Origin of the sequence: Methanomethylovorans hollandica DSM 15978 (genome assembly GCF_000328665.1) — an archaeon.
GTDB lineage: Archaea > Halobacteriota > Methanosarcinia > Methanosarcinales > Methanosarcinaceae > Methanomethylovorans > Methanomethylovorans hollandica.
This window is the reverse complement of record NC_019977.1, coordinates 1,172,627-1,190,959: the sequence shown is the minus strand read 5'-3', so window position 1 is coordinate 1,190,959 and position 18,333 is coordinate 1,172,627. Positions and strand designations below refer to the sequence as shown.

Below are 18,333 nucleotides of genomic sequence, written 5' to 3'. Positions count from 1 at the left end.
AATTGTCAATACTGTGTTCTGCTGATAGCATTATCGTAATAGCACTTATAAATTATTTATTTGAATGCTTCCAATAAATAACAGGTTTTTTACAGACCGATTTTTATAGATAGGTATATTAACGGAAAAAGCCTTTATGGGGCTCAACTGTTGTTAAAATTCGATGTTCATAAAAAATAATACTTTCGGGTATGCTCATGAAAAGTTCAAACCTGCTCCATAGTGATGTTTCTTTACCAGTTAAAAAGAAAAAAAGTTTTGCAGCAGATGTACTAACACTTGTGGGCGGAACGACCTTTGCCCAGATAGTGACCATACTGGCTTCTCCTGTACTTGCAAGACTGTATACCCCTGAAGAGTTTGGTACCTGGGCTTTATTGATCTCAATTACAATGATCCTTGGGATCATCGCCTGCCTGAGATATGAGTTTTCTATAATGCTCCCGGATTCTGATGAAGAAGCGGTAAATCTTTTGGGATTGAGCTTATCGATCGTTTTTGTCATAACAGCTATAACCATTCTGCCAATATACTTTTTTAAAAATGAAATAGCTTTGATGCTGAATTCTCCCCAGCTCGGCGATTATCTGTGGATGATACCACTATTTATTTTTGTCAACGGGATATTTCAGGCTTTAAACTACTGGAACTCCAGAACAAAGCATTTCAAGAGACTTTCTTTTGCCCAGGTCTCCCGCTCCCTTTCGACAACAGGAACACAGATTGTTTCCGGTCTTATACGATATCCGCTTACTGGAGGCCTGATAGTTGGCAATCTTGTGGGAAATATAATTTCAACTCTAACCCTGGGAGGACAGATCTGGAGAGATGATAAAAACTTTATAAGAGCGAACCTTCATCCACAAAAGTTCATACAGGGTTTGAAAAGGTATAAGAAATTCCCTTTGATAGATACATGGTCAGCTCTATTGAACAGTATCTCCTGGCAGCTTCCTGCTTTTCTGTTAGCTTTTTATTTTTCTCCTGCAGTAGTCGGCTTCTATTCCATTGGTTTTAGAATTCTACAGATGCCAATGAGTTTTATAGGTAGCTCTCTGAGCCAGGTTTTCTTTCAAAGGGCATCTGTTGCCAATTCTCAGGGTGGTCTGGATACCCTCGTTGAAACTGTTTTCAAAGTGCTTGTAATAGTTGGATTGTTCCCTATATTGACACTTGCATTTGTAGGAAGTGATGTATTTAGCGTAATTTTCGGTAGTTCATGGGCTGAAGCCGGCGTTTACGCTCAGATCCTGAGCATATGGGCTTTTGTATGGTTCCTGTCCCATCCACTTAGTTCAATATATGTGGTCATGGAAAAACAGCAATTCGGTCTGAAATTCAATATATTTAATTTAATAACCCGTTTATTATCTTTGGTTATCGGAGGGATGATGGGTAGTGCAAGAATGGCTTTGTTTCTTTTTGCATTATCAGGAACTTTTGTATACGGTTATTTATGTTACAAGATGTTATCTTATTCCAGGGTTAAAATGTCCCATGTAAGAAATATAATTCTATCCGAACTACTACTGTTCTCACCTGTTGGAGCAATCCTTTTTATCCTGAAATATTTTGAGATCAACCAATATTTAATTGTGGGCATATCCGGATTGTTCATTGTGCTGTATTATATATATGTTATAAGGACAGATGACGAAATATACCAATTTATGAAACGTTTCGGTCCCATTCAGAAAATACCAGGGATGAGAAGATAATGTCCGATAAGTAAGTATTCATGAAGGGATCTCAACCGGATTTATAATATCTGAAAAGTATAGGGAGTATCATGTTAAAACATATAGTTATGTGGAAGTTAAAAGAACATGCAGAGGGAAGAACAAAGGCAGAAAATGCAAAAATGATGAAGGAAATGCTTGAAGGCTTAAAAGGAAAGATAACTGAGATCGAACATATAGAAGTAGGAATGAACTTAATACCTTCTGAAGCTGCCTTTGATGTAGTGTTATACTCCAAGTTCAAGGACGAGAAAGCATTGATAACATATCAGAAACATCCTGAACATGTAAAGGTTGCACAGATCGTTGGCAAGATCAAGGAAGAACGATTTGTAGTTGATTATGTTATTTGAGCTTAGTGAATCTGGGTAAAATCATGGTGCTTGCCAGCTGTGGCACATTGTCCTTGATCATAACAGAATTGGATCATTGATACCTCTCTGATAAGGCTTAAGTCATTAGAACCCGATGTTATTTCAGGGAGGCTTATATGATCAAGGAAGCTATGCTTTACGATAAGCTTGAAGGGAACAAGGTCCGTTGCAGAGTTTGCAGTCACAGGTGTATTGTAGCTCATGGAAAGAGGGGATTTTGCAGGGTACGTGAGAACAGGAATGGCACTTTTTACACTTTGATATACAACACTGTTTCCAGTGAGGCAGTTGATCCGATAGAAAAGAAACCGTTATTCCATTTCTACCCGGGTACACTTGCATATTCACTGGGTACCATCGGATGCAATTTCAGATGTGCACATTGTCAGAACTGGACTATATCCCAGATAGAGATAGATGAAGCCTGTACAGTGGAGATCACGCCCACAGAGGCTGTGCAGAGGGCAATTACCACAGGGGCAAGGACTATCACATGGACCTATAATGAGCCTACCATCTGGTACGAATATACTTATGACTGTGCCAGGCTTGCAAAAGAGGCAGGTATTGCAACTGCATATATTACAAACGGATATATTACTGCTGAAGCACTAGAGCACATATCTCCATATCTGGATGCTTTCAGGGTGGATATCAAAGCTTTTACAGAGGAGTTTTACAGAAGTGTTGCCAGTGCGAAACTAGGACCGGTGCTGGAATCGACAAAGCTTGCCCGTGAACTCGGAATGCATGTGGAAGTTGTGAACCTTGTGATTCCGGGTCACAATGATTCTGCCCAAGAGATAAGGAGCATGGTCAGGTGGATATACGGGAACCTGGGAGCTGATACACCTTTACATTTTACACGGTTCCATCCTCAATATCGTATGTCTGATGCCTCCCCCACGCCTATGCGGAAATTGGAAGAGGCATACCACATAGCTAGAGAGGAAGGCATGAGGTTTGTTTATATAGGGAATATGCCCGGCCATGATTATGAGAACACTTACTGTCCGAAGTGTGGGATGCTTTTGATCAAAAGAAATGTATTCTCCTTGCTGGAGTACAATATAAATACAAAGGGAACATGTCCCAGGTGTGAAGAAGTAATTCCAATTTTTGGTGTGGCGCACGATGAATTCTTACATAAATCAGATTGAGGCGTAGTAACCAATATATGTGACAAATTCTTTTTTTCTTATATTGATGAGGTAAACTATTCTACTTAAATATATACAATATTTTCTAATAGTCTCAATTTACACGTATTTTCTTAGTAATCAGGCAATGAAAAGAGCATCTTGAACACAAGGTTTAAAAACAATAAGGGCATTAAGACGTTTCGCGCGTAGGGCGCAGATACAAGCCGCCATAACTCAGTTGGTAGAGTGTCTGGCTGTTAACCAGAATGTCACAGGTTCGAGCCCTGTTGGCGGCGTTTTCAAACTCTTTTACGTGGTGGGCCTGTAGCTTAGTCAGGTTAGAGCGCCCGGCTCATAACCGGGCGGCCACCGGTTCAAATCCGGTCAGGCCCATTGAAGCACATTATGGGTTTCAAGGCGATTGCTGCTTTTAAAGATATTCTATTTAAATAAACCCATGTATTATGTGTGATTGACTTTTCTCCACAGGTCCCTTTAGATCATTCACATATCCACTGAGTATAAAACCTGTTACCAACCAACATGGATCGAGGGCATAAATTAGCAAGAATACCCTATACGGGAATCTCTTTTTTTCCCAGACTGATCTTTTACATTACTAAAGAGCCGCAGATTGGGCAAAATCAGTAGTATAAGCACTAAAATATTCAGACAGGTTGTGACTTTTCATCTGGCAGAAGAGCATCAAAGGTCTACAATCTTTGCATCTGATCACGTCAAGGTAATTTTAGACTGATCTGCATCATTTTCTATTGTTGTTCTTCCCTGTGTTCCACGTGCTTCAAGCTCAGAAAAGATTTCCTTAAGTGCGAGCAATTGGCACTCCAATTGGTGGCATTGAGATCCATTTTCTTTTGTTTTGACGGGCATTGAACTAAGATGTTCATTCAGAATAGAAATACGAAATCTATACACATCTAAAAGCGCATTGAGCCATTCATCATATTCGATAGTAACCCCACTCATATTGTGTACATACTGCCATTATTTTTTCTACTTTACGGTTTGATGGATGTCTTTAATTCAGGCCATTGAGCATATTAGAAAGACATATATATTGGTATATAGTGGTTTTATTTGTGGTAGGTATGCAAAGTAAAAAACGCTTAAAGAGAGTAGCTATCGTTCTGGCCACTTACCTGCTCATGATCGTTGCCCTCGTATTGGTTTCAGGTCTGATCATCTGAAGCATTCGATAAAAAAAGTTCTGGATGTTAAATATCCCTTGACCTTTTCCAAGGGATATTCTATCGCCGATGCGCTTTTGACTGTTCTACTGGATAGCCGGCAGTTCCTTGCAGCGGATCACAGTATTGGTATACTTTTGTATATTCTTGATCCTGTATACTTCCCTGCTGGCAGCGAATGTAAAGGCTCTCCCTTCTTTTCCGGCCCTTCCGGTCCTGCCAATTCTATGAATATAGGATTCGGTATCCTGTGGAATATCATAATTGAACACAGCTTCGATGTTCTTCACATCTATACCTCGGGAAGCCACATCTGTAGCCACAAGAGTTTCTATAGTTCCGTTCCTGAAACCAGACATTACTTCATCCCTTTGCCTCTGCCCCATATCTCCATGAAGCCCATCAGCCAGGTATCCTCTTCTTCTGAGAGTACCTACCAGTTCATCCACACCTTTTTTGGTGTTGCAGAATACAAGAGAAGACTTCATTTCATAGTTATCTATGACACGGCACAGGATATCGTGCTTTGATCTACCCTTTGTGTTAAAATAGAACTGTTCTATCTGAGGAACATTGATGTTCTTCTGCTGGGTCTTAATTAACAAAGGTTCATGCTGATACTGTGTTGTTAGTTTCATAATGGGCTTTGGCATAGTTGCAGAAAAGAGGATCGTTTGTCTTCTTTCAGGAGCTCTGGTCAGAATAACTTCTATATCCTCTCGGAATCCCATATCCAGCATCTTGTCCGCTTCATCCAGCACAAGCATTTTTAAGTTGTCAAGTTTGAGCGTGTTACGCTGAAGATGATCCATTACTCTTCCCGGAGTACCTATGACCATATGAACTCCTTTCTTTAAAGTCCGGATCTGCCTTTCAATGGATTGACCGCCATATATAGATTGGACCTTTATATCCTTATATCTTGAAAGCAGGTTTATCTCTTCAGCAACCTGGTTTGCAAGTTCTCTTGTTGGGCAAAGTACAAGGACTTGTACTCTCTTTTGTGTGATATCCACCATTTCCAGTGCAGGTATTCCAAATGCTGCGGTCTTACCTGTGCCTGTTTCTGCCTGACCTATGATGTCCTTTCCTTCAAGTATATGAGGAATGGCCTGTATCTGTATGGGAGTAGGATGTAAGAATCCCATGTGTTCAATTGCTTTCTTGATATCTGAAGATAAATTCAGATCGTTAAATGTAATTTTATCCATGCTAAAAATTCCTGTGTGCTAATCGCACAATTACGTTTTTCATGTTTCAAAAACAGATAATAAGAAAGATGAGAGGAGATGATAATGCTCCATCCCACCTTGAAAAATACAACTTAGTTGCTGACTTCGGCAAATGCGAACTTGCGCATTACCTTTGTGACCTTTATAGTCACTTCATCGCCTACGGAAGTACCGGGCACGAAAATAACAAAACCACTAACTCTGGCAATGCCATCTCCCTCTCTTGCGATGTCCTCTATCTTTACTTCATATTCCTTTCCAGCATCCACTGGGGCAGTTGGTTCATTTCCGAACAAATATTTCACGTCCTTATATTAGCTTAAAAGACCCAACTATAATGAAAACATAACGGAAAAACAGTATATACGGAAAAGTAACACTATTTAAGGCCAATACGTTTATCTAAACAGTTTCTATCTTAAAGCAATCATAAGTTGAGTTTATACTATATATAATTGTTGGCACCAACCCGTAGAAAAACTAGCTGTCAGCAATATATAAACCAATTAATTCCCGGGCTGAAAAGCTTTGCAGATAGCTTGCGTATCTACCTGTATATTTTTTTTCTTTTTGCACGTACTGTTGTTTCTGTAAAAATTACATTTCCCACAACAGAATTCCTTACTTGCAAGCTTGGAAGCTATCTTTTCCCTCTGTGTAACGGTGATCTCAAAGTTCCTGCGATGTTTGTATAGATGCCAATCCTTGTAATATATCATGTGCGCAAGTATGGATATAGTGGGAGGGTCCCAGGAACTGTATCTCTTCTCTTTTTTAAAAGTAGTACTATATGCAGCCTGTTTCTCTCTTTCATCCTGCCGTCTGTACTTTTCATCAACTATATCCTGAAGTTCTTTTTTTATTACTTCAGCCTGCAGGTTTTGGGGATCGAATTTCAAGGCTTTATTAATATAATTAAGTGCAGCCTCGTATTCCTTCAATTCTTTCAAGACCATACTTTTATTGAAATAGATCGGATACAGGTTCTGCACTTTCCCGGAGCCGATCACGGCATCAAAGAACCGGATAGCTTCCCGGAGCTTTCCGTTCTGATAGGAGAAAAGGCCCATTTTATTGAGAGCAGATACATTTTTTGGTTCCACTTCAAGAGCCAGTCTGTAATAGTGCTCTTTTTTCTCTGGATCTGTTTCTTTGTCTCCCATCAGTACATATCTATTAGAAACAGCCGCAGTTTCCTTTTTGAGAGTTTCTTTTGAGTTCATTTCTCAAGATATCCTTATTCTATGAGCAGGATCCCAACACACTTAATGTCAGAAGGATCGCAAAAAACAAAAGTTTCACCTACTGTGTCCATGATCTTTCCCACGTTGATACCAACAGCTTCCGGGGGGAATCTGCGCAATTCCGGCTTTCTGCATTGTTCGGCGCACACATCACACTCATTGCATGCACCCGGCCGCAGCAACTGAGCATAGGTAAAACCTTCCCTGAAGGCAAGGTATTCCAGCTCCAGCATTTTATGAAAAGATTCCTTGCGCAAATGAGACCATGCCCTAAAAATATCGGGTTCATGGGACATATCATGCTCTCCGATCAGCAGCAGGGCCTTATCGTATTCAAGAAGGATCTTTCTGAACTCATCGATATCCATGATATGGGGAGGGCAGCTTAAGCGTTTGCCATAACCTCTGCACCCATATTCACACTTTATTCGTGCCCTGTTTTCCACGGGTATACCCGCTGTTTTTACAGGATATGCTCTTAATCCGAGTTCCAGAGCTCTTCTAATAATCATTTCCTGCTTTTCATTCATGGGCATACCGTATCCTTTGTCTTAGCCTTCGGTAAAGACCACCTTTACCTCTTTGACATCCCACAGTGCTTCCAGTTTTTCTACGAGATCCTCCTTTATGGCATTTGCGAACTGATGGTTGGAAGGCAGATCAAGGACAACCCGGACAATACCTTCCTTAACCTCGATCTTGGTAACCAGTTCCGTACGAACTATATCAAGCCCTGCCATGGGATTCATGACATGCTTAAGCCTGCTTCTTACAACCTCTTCAGTGGTTGGTTCCTGCTCACTTACCAGACCGTGCTTTTCCTCATAGTCTCGTATCGCAGATCTCAAACCCTCCACTGCCAGCACCGAGCAATGCCTTTTTACGGGGGGCAAGCCTCCCAGTTCATCAGTGGCCTCCTGCCATGTGATCTTCTTTGCATCAGCTATGGTCTTTCCTTTTGCCATTTCGGTAATAATAGATGCAGTGGCGATATTGGAGGCGCATCCATAGGATTCGAACTTTATATCATCTATCACCGTAGTCTTAGGATCCACTTTCAGATAGACTGCAACCATATCTCCGCAGGCAGGGCTGCCTTCCAGGCCTTTTCCATCTGCATCCTCCAGCTTTCCCACGTTCTTAGGATTGCGGAAATGTTCTAATACTTTCTCAGTATAAGGAAACTTCATACTGTCACCTCATTTTTTAGCATATAACGGACTTATCTCTCTAAGTTTTTCCACGATCTCCTTCAGGGCACCGAGGATAGCATCCACATCTTCCATAGTGTTATACCTGCCAAAAGTGAATCTCAGAGAACCATGTGCCCTTTCATGATCACCGCCTATACCCAGGATCACGTGGCTGGCTTCCAATGATCTGCTGAAACATGCAGAACCAGTGCTCACCGCAAAGCCTCGCATATCCAGATGCAGTGTCATGGATTCTCCTTCTACATAATGGAATGTGAGATTGGCATTCTGTGGTGTGCGATCATTGCGACTACCGTTGAGCGTAACATGGGGAATGTCTTCCAGAGCCTTGCTTATCGTGTGGTCCCGCATCCTGGCAAGAGATGCATTTTCTTCAGGCGTTACAAGCTCCACAGCCTTTGCAAATCCCACAGCACCCGGGATATTTTCCAGACCAGCTCTACGGTTTAATTCCTGGTAGCCTCCGTCCATCCATTTTTCCAAAGGTGTGCCTTCACGTACATAGAGGGCACCAACTCCCCTTGGACCGTGTATAGTATGTGCAGATATTGTCACCAGGTCCACAGGGATCTTGCTCACGTCCAGCGGCACCCGGGTAAAAGTATGTGTCGCATCAGTATGCAGAAGTACATCTTTTTCGTTGCAGATGTCTGCGATCGCCTTGATGTCCTGTAATGTACCTATTTCCTGATTTGCATGCTGGATGGATACTAATGCAGTTTCTTTATTTATAAGGCTGCCAAGCTGGTCAAGATCCACAGTTCCCTCGCTATCCACATTCAGATAGTCTACTTTGTATCCTTGCCTTTCCAGGCTCTTTGCTGTATTGAGCACCGGAAAGTCCTCTATACGGGATACTATTATGTGTGAGCCCTTTTTCTTCCTGAGGGCAGCTGCAACACCTTTAATTGCCATGTTGCTGGATTCCGTTTCTCCAGAAGTGAACACAAGTTCTTCTTCCGATGCACCAAGGGTTTTCGCTATTGATCCTCTGGCATCCATGAGTCCTTCCTTTGCATCTATGCCCATGGAATAGCCAAACTCTGAGGTTGCCACTGCATAAGTATCGAAGAAATAAGGCTTCATAGCTTCCAGGACACGTTCATCCAGACGAGTGCTGGCTGCGTTGTCCAGATAAGTTATCTTGTCGAACATATTCTATCTCCTTCAAATGAAAAGAGTGATACTGGCATCTTTTGCTTCGTGTATGTATGTACCTACCGCCCCGTACTCATCGATCCAATCCGTACGCAGGTCTTCTTTCTTAATGCCCATTATCTCCATGGTCATCTCACAGGCGATGATCCGACCACCCAGCTCCTTATAATCCTGCATAAGCTTTTCCAGGGAAACTACATTGGCTTTGGTCATTCTTTTCTTTACCATCCATTTGCCGAGCCCCAACATGTGCATCTTTGAAAGCGGGCCAGCTTCAAGACCCCCTTTCTTTAGTCGTTGCAAACCCCAGAAAGTAAAATATAGGGATGACTCAAGGCCCATGGAAAGTGCACCATTCCCTATGATCAAAGCACTATATATCTTATCCATATCCCCGCTATGGACCACAATTACAGCTTTATTCCCCATATGATCAAACCTACCTGCGTATCCTGATCTTCCATTCATCGCCTTTTTCTTCCACTGCCAGGACATCAAGACCAAGAGACTCGCATGCCATGGGAATTTCCTTCTTTGATGCCGGATGTGTGCCTATTACCACCACCTCGTCCCCTGGAGAGGCTTTTCGAAGGGCTTTGCGGCATTCAACAAGTGGCACCGGGCACGTCTGACCTCTCACATCTATCTCTACTGTAGATATGTTATCACCCCATTATAGTATGTTCACAATTGTTAATAGACTTTATCATGAATAAAACAGTTCATAAAGCAAACACGGTCATTTCTATAAGTTGGTACTTTTCACTTCTTTCTCCAAACACGTATATTTGTTGCCTTGCAAATCACACTACCATGCACGGTAACCAAAGGTGCATCACAGGTTTTTCAAGGATCAGGATGTTTTCCATTACCGACATAGTTCTAACAGTTTTGCAAGGTATTCAGGCATACTGCCCACTTCGAGTAATCTTTACCCAATACCAGACATTGATGCCGACGTACTAGTGTTATTGCTCTTTCAGTATACTTATGATATACAGCAATCCGACTATATTGATCAATAGGATTACGCAAGCTCCTATTATATACCTAGGCTTCCAGTAATCTGTCTTTTCCTGGCCGGAAATATCCATACTGATAACGACAAGCTGATCTGAACCTGGCTCGATTTCCTGCAACAATATCTGAGATTTCTTGCTAACTGGTATATACTTGACAGTGTATTTTTTATCTCTGTCAAGTCCGATAAATAGATAGTTATCATCATTGGAGGAACTTGTCATCAATTTTTCCTCTGCCCAGAGTTCAACAGTACCTACAGACTGGCTGCGCACACCCAGGGTCGTATGCGCCTTTAAAGGTATCTGGGAGCCAATGGACTTCTTTAATCCGTTAGGAAGGTTGAGTATGTTCAGCACCGTGGGAGCAATGTCTTGTTGTCCATATTCCTCATAGATCACTTTTGCGGGCACATCTGGTGCATGTACTATAAAAGGTACCATCTGAGTTTCATCCATGCCTGAATAAGTATCCGACTGATGTCCTCCTTTGCTGTCAGATGATGTAAAACCCATCCCGTGGTCTGCTGTAAATATGAATGCAATATTGTTTTCTGTGCATGTCTGGTACAGTGACATAATATCCTTGTCCAGTCCCTCGATGGTCTTTATGTAGCCATCATATTTTCTGTAATGGCCTGCAGCATCGACAGCTCCGACATTTACTGTCAGGATATATTTCTGATCAGGGGCCTCTTCAGCCATACATTCAACAACCTGTGCGGCTGTGCTCAAAGCCCATCTGTCATATGTGTCATATCTTTCCTGGGAAGACTGTTTTGATTCCTGCAGCTGGGCAGGCAGTTTCATGGCTTGCTCTTCCATGATCTCTTTAATTTCCATGCAAACTGTGTTATATGAGGCAGTTGGTGACGATTTTACTACCATTTCCGGGGCTTTCATGGAATTGGCAGAGTCGTGAACTATTACATCATGTTCGTCACACATACTGGCAGAATCTCCTTTTTCCATAATTCCAAATGCCAGATAATTATATTCACGGGCAATGTCATATATTGTGGACATTGGTAGTTTTACAGTATTCGAAAGTGCTTTTGGATCACCTGTAACAAGTACAGAATGACCTGCCTCTGTATATGTTTGTGGTGCCCTGACGGCCGATACTTTAGTTCCTGTCGCACCTAACATTGATATATTGTAGAAAACTGGTACTTCCAGAGACTCACCGTCGAGGGAATGTGGTATATGTTCTGGATAGATGTATGGTGAACCTAATCCATCCACGATCACAATGACCAGGCCTGAGGGAGTATTAACAGGATTGACCATGACCTCAGTGTATGCAGTTGCAGGCACCACCGACAAAATACAATAGATGGAAAGTACGAACAAAAAAAAGCAGGATGTAATTTTGTTTTTATTGATCGGTACTGTTATTGAGTTGACCATGAAGTTTTAATAAACTGTTTAATATAATAAAGTTTCTATTTTATGTACGGCGAGAAAAGAGATGGGCCTGATATAAAATCAGATCTGTACTTTTCTCTCACTTTCCACTCTGTTTTTCATTAACAGGGGTAGACAAAGGGCAAGGCTGCAAAAGAAAAAAACCATTCTGAAGCCCATCTCTGGTACCAGTGCACCTGCGATGATAGGCATGAATCCCATGCCGGCGTAGGTATATGTGTTGAATATGCCCATCAAAAGGCCCCTGTCATTCTGCATATAAGATACTGCAACCGGAAGACCTATCAGGCCTATGCCCGATCCTATACCTATCAGAATGAAACCGTATATCGGATAATACACTGCGAGTATAGTACCCAGTGCAGCAAGGATAACCCCACTTCGGATCATTATGCCATAATGCAGCCGAAGTCTTCCTGCAATAAGAGTGGTTATCATTGAACTTGCGTACATCCCTGCAAGGGCCATACCAAGTTCCGCCTTGTTCAAAAGGCCTGCACTATAATCCGGATATAGGGAAAGTACCACTCCTGTAACTCCAAAAAGCAAAAATGAACTTGACCAGATCATAAGATAATTTTTTCTAAAAGATAGATCTCTTATCTCGGAAACAGAGTGTATTTGAAGATTGACTGAGCTGCTGGTTGTGTTATCTCTCACTTTTTTTGCATGGTATAGCTCCCGGATGCCTATGAATAGTAATAAGATCGAAGCTACCGTGAACAGGAAGATACCTCCTTTGATGTAGTCCTGTGCGACATACCCCGAAATAACAACACCTGCTGCCAAACCGGCATTGAGCAGAAAATTAAATTCGCCAAAGAATCTGCTTTTCTCTCGGTATTCTGAGAGTAACGAATGTGCTGAAGGAAAAAAAGCTCCGCATGCAGTACCTTCTATAAGCCTTGCAAGAGTGAGCCAATAAGTGTCTTGTAGTTCCAGCAACATAATTCCTGAAATAGATGTGAGAAACATACTGAAAACAATAAGTCTCTTTCTGCCATACCTGTCAGAAAGAAGGCCAAAAGGCAACATCGTAACCAGTGCACCAATAAAATATGCAGAAAACAGTAAGGAAGAAGCTAAGGCACTATGGGACATATGGTCCCTGGATGCCAGCTCGGGCAATACTGGTATAACAGCGTTGGATAATCCCATTATTAGGAACACCGTGGCATATACAAGGAATCGATCTTTTTTCATGTATGTTCATACCTAAAAATTGAATAATAAATCTAAACTTGCAATGTATTCACAGATATTAATTATTCCGCTGTCTTTATTATTGTGCAAATTTTAAAAGAGTAAAGTTTCAACTATTTTGAAATTATTTTTACGATATTAAATATACAACATGGATAATATATAATATATTAAATATATAATCTATTAAATATATAACATGTTGAATACATAGAATATATATTTTAAAGTATTTACTTTAAAATAACTAATTTGCAAAAAGAATAACTAAAAGTATATTATATAATATCTACTTTAAAATAAATGTTTGTAACAAAACATACTAATGAGTATATACATCAAACTAGATAAGTAGTAAGAGTCGTAAATTAAGAAATTATGTACACATATAATATTAATTCATAAGTTACAATATAGATAAATGCAAAAATTACATATGCTTGATTCAATATTTTTTTTTCTGAGTGCTGATACCAGACCCTCAATGGAGATAGTTATATTATTTTTGCTCGTTATTTTCAATAAAAAATTAAAAATGCTAAAGCTATTTTTATTTAGCTATGTGTATAATATACTTTTCGACCTGTTTAGTCTACCCCTTTTGAGCTAAATGGGCTAAAATACACATAGCTAAAAAACTACAATTCATGCAATTGGTATTTAAGGAGATATATTATTGTAGTCAAGCGATCTTATTCCTATTGACATTATGAATAACTTGCAAAAATAGTAATCTATGCGGATCTTGTACTAAATCATGCAGTAAATGGGGGGGTTGCAGTTGAGAAAACCCATATTCATATAGTATATGTAATTGTCGTGTTCACAAAAAGTGCCAATTTTGCAAGCCAAAACAGTTGATCATATATACTATATGAATGAATCAGGCTATATATTTTCTGTTGATGAACATGATAGACAGAGTGATTTTGCATACAACATTTTACTGGCTACCATTCAAATGGATATAATTTTAGTACCTATTGTTTTTATTGTTATATTATTTACCTTACTTTTTTACTCTCAGTTAACTGGACATACATTGATTATTTTTATTAAGTTGTAAACTTTAATTGGATACAAAGTTCTGTATGAATAATAAAAATAAATAATAGTTGTATTTTATACACCACTATTTTAAAAAAATGCTGAACTTGAAGTTTAATAAATAAAACTAGACTGTAACTAATTAAAATTACTTAATAATTAACATTCTGCAGACCATGTTTAAATTTATTGTGTAACTATTTTTAGTCACAGCATATAAAAACAAAATTTGTAGCAAAACTTCTAAAAAAACAATGGCAGTTAATTATTTTAGTAATTGTTTGTTTTTTTAACATAGTGCTATGTTAATATTTAAACAGTTTCTTTTTATAAACTGTTAATCCTCTGATAACAAAAAGTGAGACTGGAGTTAGATATCTAAAGTGATCCCAAATACATCCTGGAACTTTTTGTACTTCTTGCGAGCCCTGTATAGGTATTGCCTCACATATTTTTCCCCCAGGGATTTGGAAAACATAGCTTCGATCTCCGAAGGAGAGAATATTGTATTGAGCTTGTTCAGTGGCACTTTTGAAAGATCCGTGTAATATACCTCTAAAACGGACCTGTCCGAGATCCTTGCTTTATTAGACTCGCCTTTTTCATGCATATTTGATTCCGTATAGGAAAAAAAGTGAGAGATGGGCTGTTCACTTAACCAGTTCCATTCCCTGTCATACAAATTGATAAAAGAAGCGCCGCATTTTTCACAGCAGGCAACAACTGCTATATCATTTCCAAGGTAATGATGGCTCTGGCTTATAATCTGAGCATCGCAGAAGCTACATGTACCTATGGGGTTTTTGGTCAAGTCATACGATGGAACTATAGTGTTATCCACCTGCAGGAAATTATTAGAAGAATCGTATTTAAAGAGCATTAGGCTATCACATTATTCCATGGATATCTTAATCTTCATTGATAACCTTATCGTTATTTATCGCTTATCTAAGCACCTTTGACGCATTTTTACGCACCTCACACTCTTTTATTACAAACTTTTTTATACTTTAAAGGATAATAACTTTTAATGCTTAGGCAGAGGTGAAACTATGGATTCGATAAAATCCAAAATAAAACGGAGACTTCAGACTTTTATCGAGTTGGATGTAAATGGTTTGCGCACCCACATTCTATCTGTGTTCTTACAGGTGCAAAAGACCACAGTAGATGAACTGCATCAGAGCATCAATTCGAAGTTCGAGATTTCAAGAAGCGCTGTTGCCTCAATGGTAGGATATATCTATTCAAAACTTGGCATACTCAGATCTTATAAAGAATCTTACAAAACACCGATAGTATATTCTTTGAAGGAAGAATATGCAGACCTCTTGCGCACTGAACTTGAATCAAAGAATGGCCAGGTAACTGGCATCTGAGATGTCTCAATAAATGTCCATTGTAAAAGATGCTCCAAGAACATCGACCACAATTGTGCTTAGGTCTGACTCTAATGCAAGGATCACACATTCACGAGATCCATATTATAGTCTTATGAGGCGCTTGTTCCAGGAAGAAGCTACTGCCACGAGGGGACAGAAATTCCTCCTGATGATAGAAGAGCGCCAGAAGAGTGGTAATCCTCTGAGATCAAATGAGTGGAAAGAGATCATGGAACAGCTAGGAGTTGATCGTGGCTCTTTTTATTCCATGCGCAATAAGTTACTTGGAGCAGGATTAATATCAAACCGGAATCGTGAATATCGTCTTTCAGGCCAGTTCAGTAAAGATCTGCTGGATATGGCAAGGTGGTGGTGGACAGCTGTCCTGAACGAAAATCCTGACAGCTTGTAATAAAGCGACACATTAATATACGAAATATGCAGTTAATAGAATACATTCACCGTAGCCCGGTAGTGTAGTGGTCAATCATGCAGGACTCTGGATCCCGCAACCTCGGTTCGAATCCGTGCCGGGCTATCAAAATACTTCTAATAGTCACAAGTTGTTACTGCTTTTTGTGCTTCTTTTAGACCTATAGCGATTGTGGAAGTGTGGTTATTTCTTTTTGTGTAAGACAGGCGAGGCTAGATCTCATCATCTTTAAAGTTAATAGCAATATGTGTGCCATCACAGAAAGGTTTATTATCGGATCCGCCGCATCTGCACAAAGCCATTACGATAGAGGTCGTTAAAAAAACACCATCTGAATTGATGAGATTGTCTATATTTTTTACGATATAAGGGCCATTTTTACTTATCTGTATGGACGCCTTTTTATGAGATGCCGTATCTTCTACTGCAGTCATCATAATTCCTCCACTTATACTAATATTCTTAAGTTCATATTCCTTTTCATGCCTCGATTTTTGGATATGCTCCTGCGAGGAGGGTCTTGGTTACCAACAAGTGTTTCCCGTGCGCCTGTAGGCGGCTTGTAGGCGAATTGTATCCAGCAGAAATATGCCTGGATACTAATTACCTTTTAGAAAAAAAAGAATTTACTGGATGCTGGCATAACTCTCAAGAGATTCGTGTTTTTGTACATCTACGGAGAATGTGTCCACATGTACATAATCTACTTTATGTCTCGCTAAAGCGAAGCCTATGAAAGATAATCTAATTCCCAGGTAAGGATGCTCAACGATGATAAGGCCAATAGCGGCTGTAAGGAATAAAGACCAGTATTTTTCAAACATAACACGAAAACAGCCTTATGGTATATAAATAAAATTTTAATAAACAATCATGAGAATAATTTATAATGATTGATAATTTAAGTCTTTCTGTTACTGCCTCTAAGCTTCATTTGCTGTTTTGGTGTAAATCCGGCCGCATACAGGGGTTTATGACCATTGCCACCTCTTAAATTTAGTGAACAAAAGAAAACGGCTCTTGGGGCTTCTCTGTAACTCATGTAAACCATTCCCCGCTAAAGACTCAGGGGTTTCACGCTTAATTATATTTCTCCAAGGGAATGCAGCAGCCATATAGGCTTCTGCATTTTCAAGTTCATATGCCACAAATGCCCTGCTTTAAAAATCATTAAAGTGTTTGCTTCCGCAGAACGTATCTCTTATAATGTGAAGAGTTCATTTCTTGCTTATTATTTTGATCGCGTTATCTATTGGACTGCGTTCTAATTTTCCCATGAATTCTCACCTGATTACTAAATGGTTAGGTTAAGTATTTAAATTACTATTAGTAATTAGGGTGTTTAAGACGGCATTGTAGAGAACATTTAAGATGTAATCCAAAATACATAGATGTTCGAGCCATCTGAATTTGAGCATTCAATGTGGGTAATTCTACAAAGTCCAAAAGGAGAAATGAACATGACAAAAATAACACAGAGTCTTATTGGCGAAGCATTGGTAGGAGAAGGACCTGAAGTTGCACACATCGATCTTGTTATCGGTACAAAGGGAAGTGCAGTTGAGAACGCATTCATGAACGCACTTGCAAACCCACAACGGGGTCATTCCCCATTACTTGCAGTACTCGAACCAAATGTTATGCCAAAACCAGCAACACTTCTGGTGAACAAGGTAACCATAAAGAACGCAACCCAGGCTTCCCTGATGTTCGGACCTGCACAGGCAGCTATTGCAAAAGCTGTAATGGACAGTGTGGCTGACAGCGTTATTCCAAAAGAAGAAGCAGAGAATCTTCTTGTCATTGTTTCAGTATTTATCGAATGGGATGCAACGGACAAGGAAAAGATCTACAAGTTCAACTACGAAGCAACAAAGCTTGCAATAAAGCGTGCTATCGATAGAACTCCAACAGTTGATGAGGCACTTGCAAAGAAGGACTCAGCAGAGCACCCATTTGCTTAAAAAAGATTTCCTGCGAGCAAAATCGCAGGATGCTTATCTTTTTCAATTCAAAACCGTGAACTACCACTAGGCTAAAGACCGAGTTGCTTCCTGCTTCATCCCTTGAACCGTAGTTCACAAGCTCACAGGCTATTACCGTAGCTCCTACAGTGCTCAGAGACCTATTAGATTTTGGTCAATGAGTGCAGATTTCTTGATATTGATACAGATAGTTAGTTTTGGAACTACGCTTCAGAGCAGTGAGACAAGAATAACAGCTCACTTTCCACAGATGTCATAAAAAAAACAGACATTTTCTCTTTTCAGCAATTTATACGAATCAAGTCCAATATTTAGCACAATATATGTTATTATTATATTAAATAGTATTATTAACTTTTGACAAATAACTGCAATTCAGATAATTAGCAAAATTCCAGGACATCTGCGGAATATATAATATATCTATGCCTACAAAGACACACTCCTTGCACACCCATACCAACCAGAGCTTGTCAGGACTAACCGATCAAACTGGATAGATGTGATGATCTTTACTTTGATATG

The 18,333-nt window shown here is 39.8% G+C and carries 20 protein-coding genes and 3 tRNA genes; 9 read left to right on the top strand and 14 right to left on the bottom strand.

The features are described from left to right. The first annotated feature begins 197 nt into the window (after positions 1-197). The 5 genes from METHO_RS05680 to METHO_RS05660 all read left to right on the top strand — a co-directional run bounded on the left by METHO_RS05680 (position 198) and on the right by METHO_RS05660 (position 3,648). Entirely contained in the window at positions 198-1,718 is a 1,521-nt protein-coding gene (locus tag METHO_RS05680) for a lipopolysaccharide biosynthesis protein (RefSeq protein WP_048831069.1), read from the top strand. 71 nt (positions 1,719-1,789) lie between these two features. After that, positions 1,790-2,092, top strand: coding sequence for a Dabb family protein (locus METHO_RS05675; protein WP_015324579.1), 303 nt, complete (start codon positions 1,790-1,792; stop codon positions 2,090-2,092). Between the two features lie 137 nt (positions 2,093-2,229). Next, positions 2,230-3,273, top strand: a complete 1,044-nt coding sequence (gene amrS, locus METHO_RS05670; RefSeq protein ID WP_015324578.1) for an AmmeMemoRadiSam system radical SAM enzyme — start codon at positions 2,230-2,232, stop codon at positions 3,271-3,273. Between the two features lie 205 nt (positions 3,274-3,478). Beyond that, positions 3,479-3,551, top strand: a tRNA-Asn gene (locus tag METHO_RS05665). A gap of 22 nt (positions 3,552-3,573) precedes the next feature. Further along, positions 3,574-3,648: transfer RNA gene (locus METHO_RS05660), tRNA-Ile, on the top strand. 339 nt (positions 3,649-3,987) lie between these two features. On the opposite strand, the gene METHO_RS05655 is transcribed toward METHO_RS05660, so the two are convergent. The 12 genes from METHO_RS05655 to METHO_RS05600 form a co-directional block, all read right to left on the bottom strand. Beyond that, complete coding sequence (locus METHO_RS05655; protein ID WP_015324577.1) at positions 3,988-4,242, bottom strand: hypothetical protein; 255 nt, start codon at positions 4,240-4,242, stop codon at positions 3,988-3,990. Positions 4,243-4,549: 307 nt separating this feature from the next. Continuing rightward, on the bottom strand, positions 4,550-5,674 hold the full coding sequence (locus METHO_RS05650; RefSeq protein WP_015324576.1) for a DEAD/DEAH box helicase: 1,125 nt from the start codon (positions 5,672-5,674) through the stop codon (positions 4,550-4,552). 113 nt (positions 5,675-5,787) lie between these two features. Further along, positions 5,788-5,991 carry a TRAM domain-containing protein gene (locus METHO_RS05645; protein WP_015324575.1) on the bottom strand — a complete coding sequence of 68 codons (204 nt, stop codon included), beginning with the start codon at positions 5,989-5,991 and terminating at the stop codon, positions 5,788-5,790. Positions 5,992-6,201: 210 nt separating this feature from the next. After that, a complete protein-coding gene (locus METHO_RS05640) occupies positions 6,202-6,918 on the bottom strand; it encodes a tetratricopeptide repeat protein (protein WP_015324574.1) in 717 nt (238 codons plus the stop codon). 14 nt (positions 6,919-6,932) lie between these two features. After that, positions 6,933-7,469, bottom strand: coding sequence for a DUF2284 domain-containing protein (locus tag METHO_RS05635; protein WP_048831256.1), 537 nt, complete (start codon positions 7,467-7,469; stop codon positions 6,933-6,935). A 21-nt stretch (positions 7,470-7,490) separates the two neighbouring features. Beyond that, entirely contained in the window at positions 7,491-8,129 is a 639-nt protein-coding gene (locus METHO_RS05630) for an iron-sulfur cluster assembly scaffold protein (protein WP_015324572.1), read from the bottom strand. Positions 8,130-8,138: 9 nt separating this feature from the next. After that, on the bottom strand, positions 8,139-9,308 hold the full coding sequence (locus METHO_RS05625) for a cysteine desulfurase family protein (protein ID WP_015324571.1): 1,170 nt from the start codon (positions 9,306-9,308) through the stop codon (positions 8,139-8,141). A gap of 12 nt (positions 9,309-9,320) precedes the next feature. Then, positions 9,321-9,740 carry a DsrE/DsrF/DrsH-like family protein gene (locus METHO_RS05620; protein ID WP_015324570.1) on the bottom strand — a complete coding sequence of 140 codons (420 nt, stop codon included), beginning with the start codon at positions 9,738-9,740 and terminating at the stop codon, positions 9,321-9,323. A 10-nt stretch (positions 9,741-9,750) separates the two neighbouring features. Further along, complete coding sequence (locus METHO_RS05615) at positions 9,751-9,972, bottom strand: sulfurtransferase TusA family protein (RefSeq protein WP_048831068.1); 222 nt, start codon at positions 9,970-9,972, stop codon at positions 9,751-9,753. A 307-nt stretch (positions 9,973-10,279) separates the two neighbouring features. Then, positions 10,280-11,740 carry a sulfatase-like hydrolase/transferase gene (locus tag METHO_RS05610; RefSeq protein ID WP_015324568.1) on the bottom strand — a complete coding sequence of 487 codons (1,461 nt, stop codon included), beginning with the start codon at positions 11,738-11,740 and terminating at the stop codon, positions 10,280-10,282. A 78-nt stretch (positions 11,741-11,818) separates the two neighbouring features. Then, positions 11,819-12,961: an MFS transporter gene (locus METHO_RS05605; protein WP_015324567.1), complete on the bottom strand. Its 1,143-nt coding sequence runs from the start codon at positions 12,959-12,961 to the stop codon at positions 11,819-11,821. Between the two features lie 1,417 nt (positions 12,962-14,378). After that, complete coding sequence (locus METHO_RS05600; RefSeq protein ID WP_015324566.1) at positions 14,379-14,888, bottom strand: hypothetical protein; 510 nt, start codon at positions 14,886-14,888, stop codon at positions 14,379-14,381. 172 nt (positions 14,889-15,060) lie between these two features. On the opposite strand from METHO_RS05600, the gene METHO_RS05595 reads away from it, so the two are divergent. The 3 genes from METHO_RS05595 to METHO_RS05585 all read left to right on the top strand — a co-directional run bounded on the left by METHO_RS05595 (position 15,061) and on the right by METHO_RS05585 (position 15,928). Beyond that, positions 15,061-15,387, top strand: a complete 327-nt coding sequence (locus tag METHO_RS05595; RefSeq protein ID WP_015324565.1) for a DUF2551 domain-containing protein — start codon at positions 15,061-15,063, stop codon at positions 15,385-15,387. Between the two features lie 13 nt (positions 15,388-15,400). Further along, complete coding sequence (locus METHO_RS05590; RefSeq protein ID WP_015324564.1) at positions 15,401-15,802, top strand: hypothetical protein; 402 nt, start codon at positions 15,401-15,403, stop codon at positions 15,800-15,802. Positions 15,803-15,855: 53 nt separating this feature from the next. Next, a tRNA-Gln gene (locus tag METHO_RS05585) sits at positions 15,856-15,928 on the top strand. A 107-nt stretch (positions 15,929-16,035) separates the two neighbouring features. Here METHO_RS05585 and METHO_RS05580 read toward each other — a convergent pair. Together METHO_RS05580 and METHO_RS05575 are read right to left on the bottom strand one after the other, a co-directional pair. Beyond that, positions 16,036-16,260, bottom strand: coding sequence for a CDGSH iron-sulfur domain-containing protein (locus METHO_RS05580; protein ID WP_245546338.1), 225 nt, complete (start codon positions 16,258-16,260; stop codon positions 16,036-16,038). Between the two features lie 189 nt (positions 16,261-16,449). Further along, positions 16,450-16,647, bottom strand: coding sequence for a hypothetical protein (locus tag METHO_RS05575; RefSeq protein WP_015324562.1), 198 nt, complete (start codon positions 16,645-16,647; stop codon positions 16,450-16,452). Positions 16,648-17,283: 636 nt separating this feature from the next. On the opposite strand from METHO_RS05575, the gene fae reads away from it, so the two are divergent. Next, positions 17,284-17,787, top strand: a complete 504-nt coding sequence (gene fae / locus METHO_RS05570; RefSeq protein ID WP_015324561.1) for a formaldehyde-activating enzyme — start codon at positions 17,284-17,286, stop codon at positions 17,785-17,787. Positions 17,788-18,333: the final 546 nt, after the last annotated feature.

Bases quoted from the DNA above. Each gene is read 5' to 3' on its own strand.
- METHO_RS05680 (WP_048831069.1), top strand. From the start codon at position 198: ATGAAAAGTTCAAACCTGCTCCATAGTGATGTTTCTTTACCAGTTAAA.
- METHO_RS05675 (WP_015324579.1), top strand. From the start codon at position 1,790: ATGTTAAAACATATAGTTATGTGGAAGTTAAAAGAACATGCAGAGGGA.
- amrS (WP_015324578.1), top strand. From the start codon at position 2,230: ATGATCAAGGAAGCTATGCTTTACGATAAGCTTGAAGGGAACAAGGTC.
- METHO_RS05655 (WP_015324577.1), bottom strand. From the start codon at position 4,242: ATGAGTGGGGTTACTATCGAATATGATGAATGGCTCAATGCGCTTTTA.
- METHO_RS05650 (WP_015324576.1), bottom strand. From the start codon at position 5,674: ATGGATAAAATTACATTTAACGATCTGAATTTATCTTCAGATATCAAG.
- METHO_RS05640 (WP_015324574.1), bottom strand. From the start codon at position 6,918: ATGAACTCAAAAGAAACTCTCAAAAAGGAAACTGCGGCTGTTTCTAAT.
- METHO_RS05635 (WP_048831256.1), bottom strand. From the start codon at position 7,469: ATGAATGAAAAGCAGGAAATGATTATTAGAAGAGCTCTGGAACTCGGA.
- METHO_RS05630 (WP_015324572.1), bottom strand. From the start codon at position 8,129: ATGAAGTTTCCTTATACTGAGAAAGTATTAGAACATTTCCGCAATCCT.
- METHO_RS05625 (WP_015324571.1), bottom strand. From the start codon at position 9,308: ATGTTCGACAAGATAACTTATCTGGACAACGCAGCCAGCACTCGTCTG.
- METHO_RS05620 (WP_015324570.1), bottom strand. From the start codon at position 9,740: ATGGGGAATAAAGCTGTAATTGTGGTCCATAGCGGGGATATGGATAAG.
- METHO_RS05610 (WP_015324568.1), bottom strand. From the start codon at position 11,740: ATGGTCAACTCAATAACAGTACCGATCAATAAAAACAAAATTACATCC.
- METHO_RS05605 (WP_015324567.1), bottom strand. From the start codon at position 12,961: ATGAAAAAAGATCGATTCCTTGTATATGCCACGGTGTTCCTAATAATG.
- METHO_RS05600 (WP_015324566.1), bottom strand. From the start codon at position 14,888: ATGCTCTTTAAATACGATTCTTCTAATAATTTCCTGCAGGTGGATAAC.
- METHO_RS05595 (WP_015324565.1), top strand. From the start codon at position 15,061: ATGGATTCGATAAAATCCAAAATAAAACGGAGACTTCAGACTTTTATC.
- METHO_RS05590 (WP_015324564.1), top strand. From the start codon at position 15,401: ATGTCCATTGTAAAAGATGCTCCAAGAACATCGACCACAATTGTGCTT.
- METHO_RS05580 (WP_245546338.1), bottom strand. From the start codon at position 16,260: ATGATGACTGCAGTAGAAGATACGGCATCTCATAAAAAGGCGTCCATA.
- METHO_RS05575 (WP_015324562.1), bottom strand. From the start codon at position 16,647: ATGTTTGAAAAATACTGGTCTTTATTCCTTACAGCCGCTATTGGCCTT.
- fae (WP_015324561.1), top strand. From the start codon at position 17,284: ATGACAAAAATAACACAGAGTCTTATTGGCGAAGCATTGGTAGGAGAA.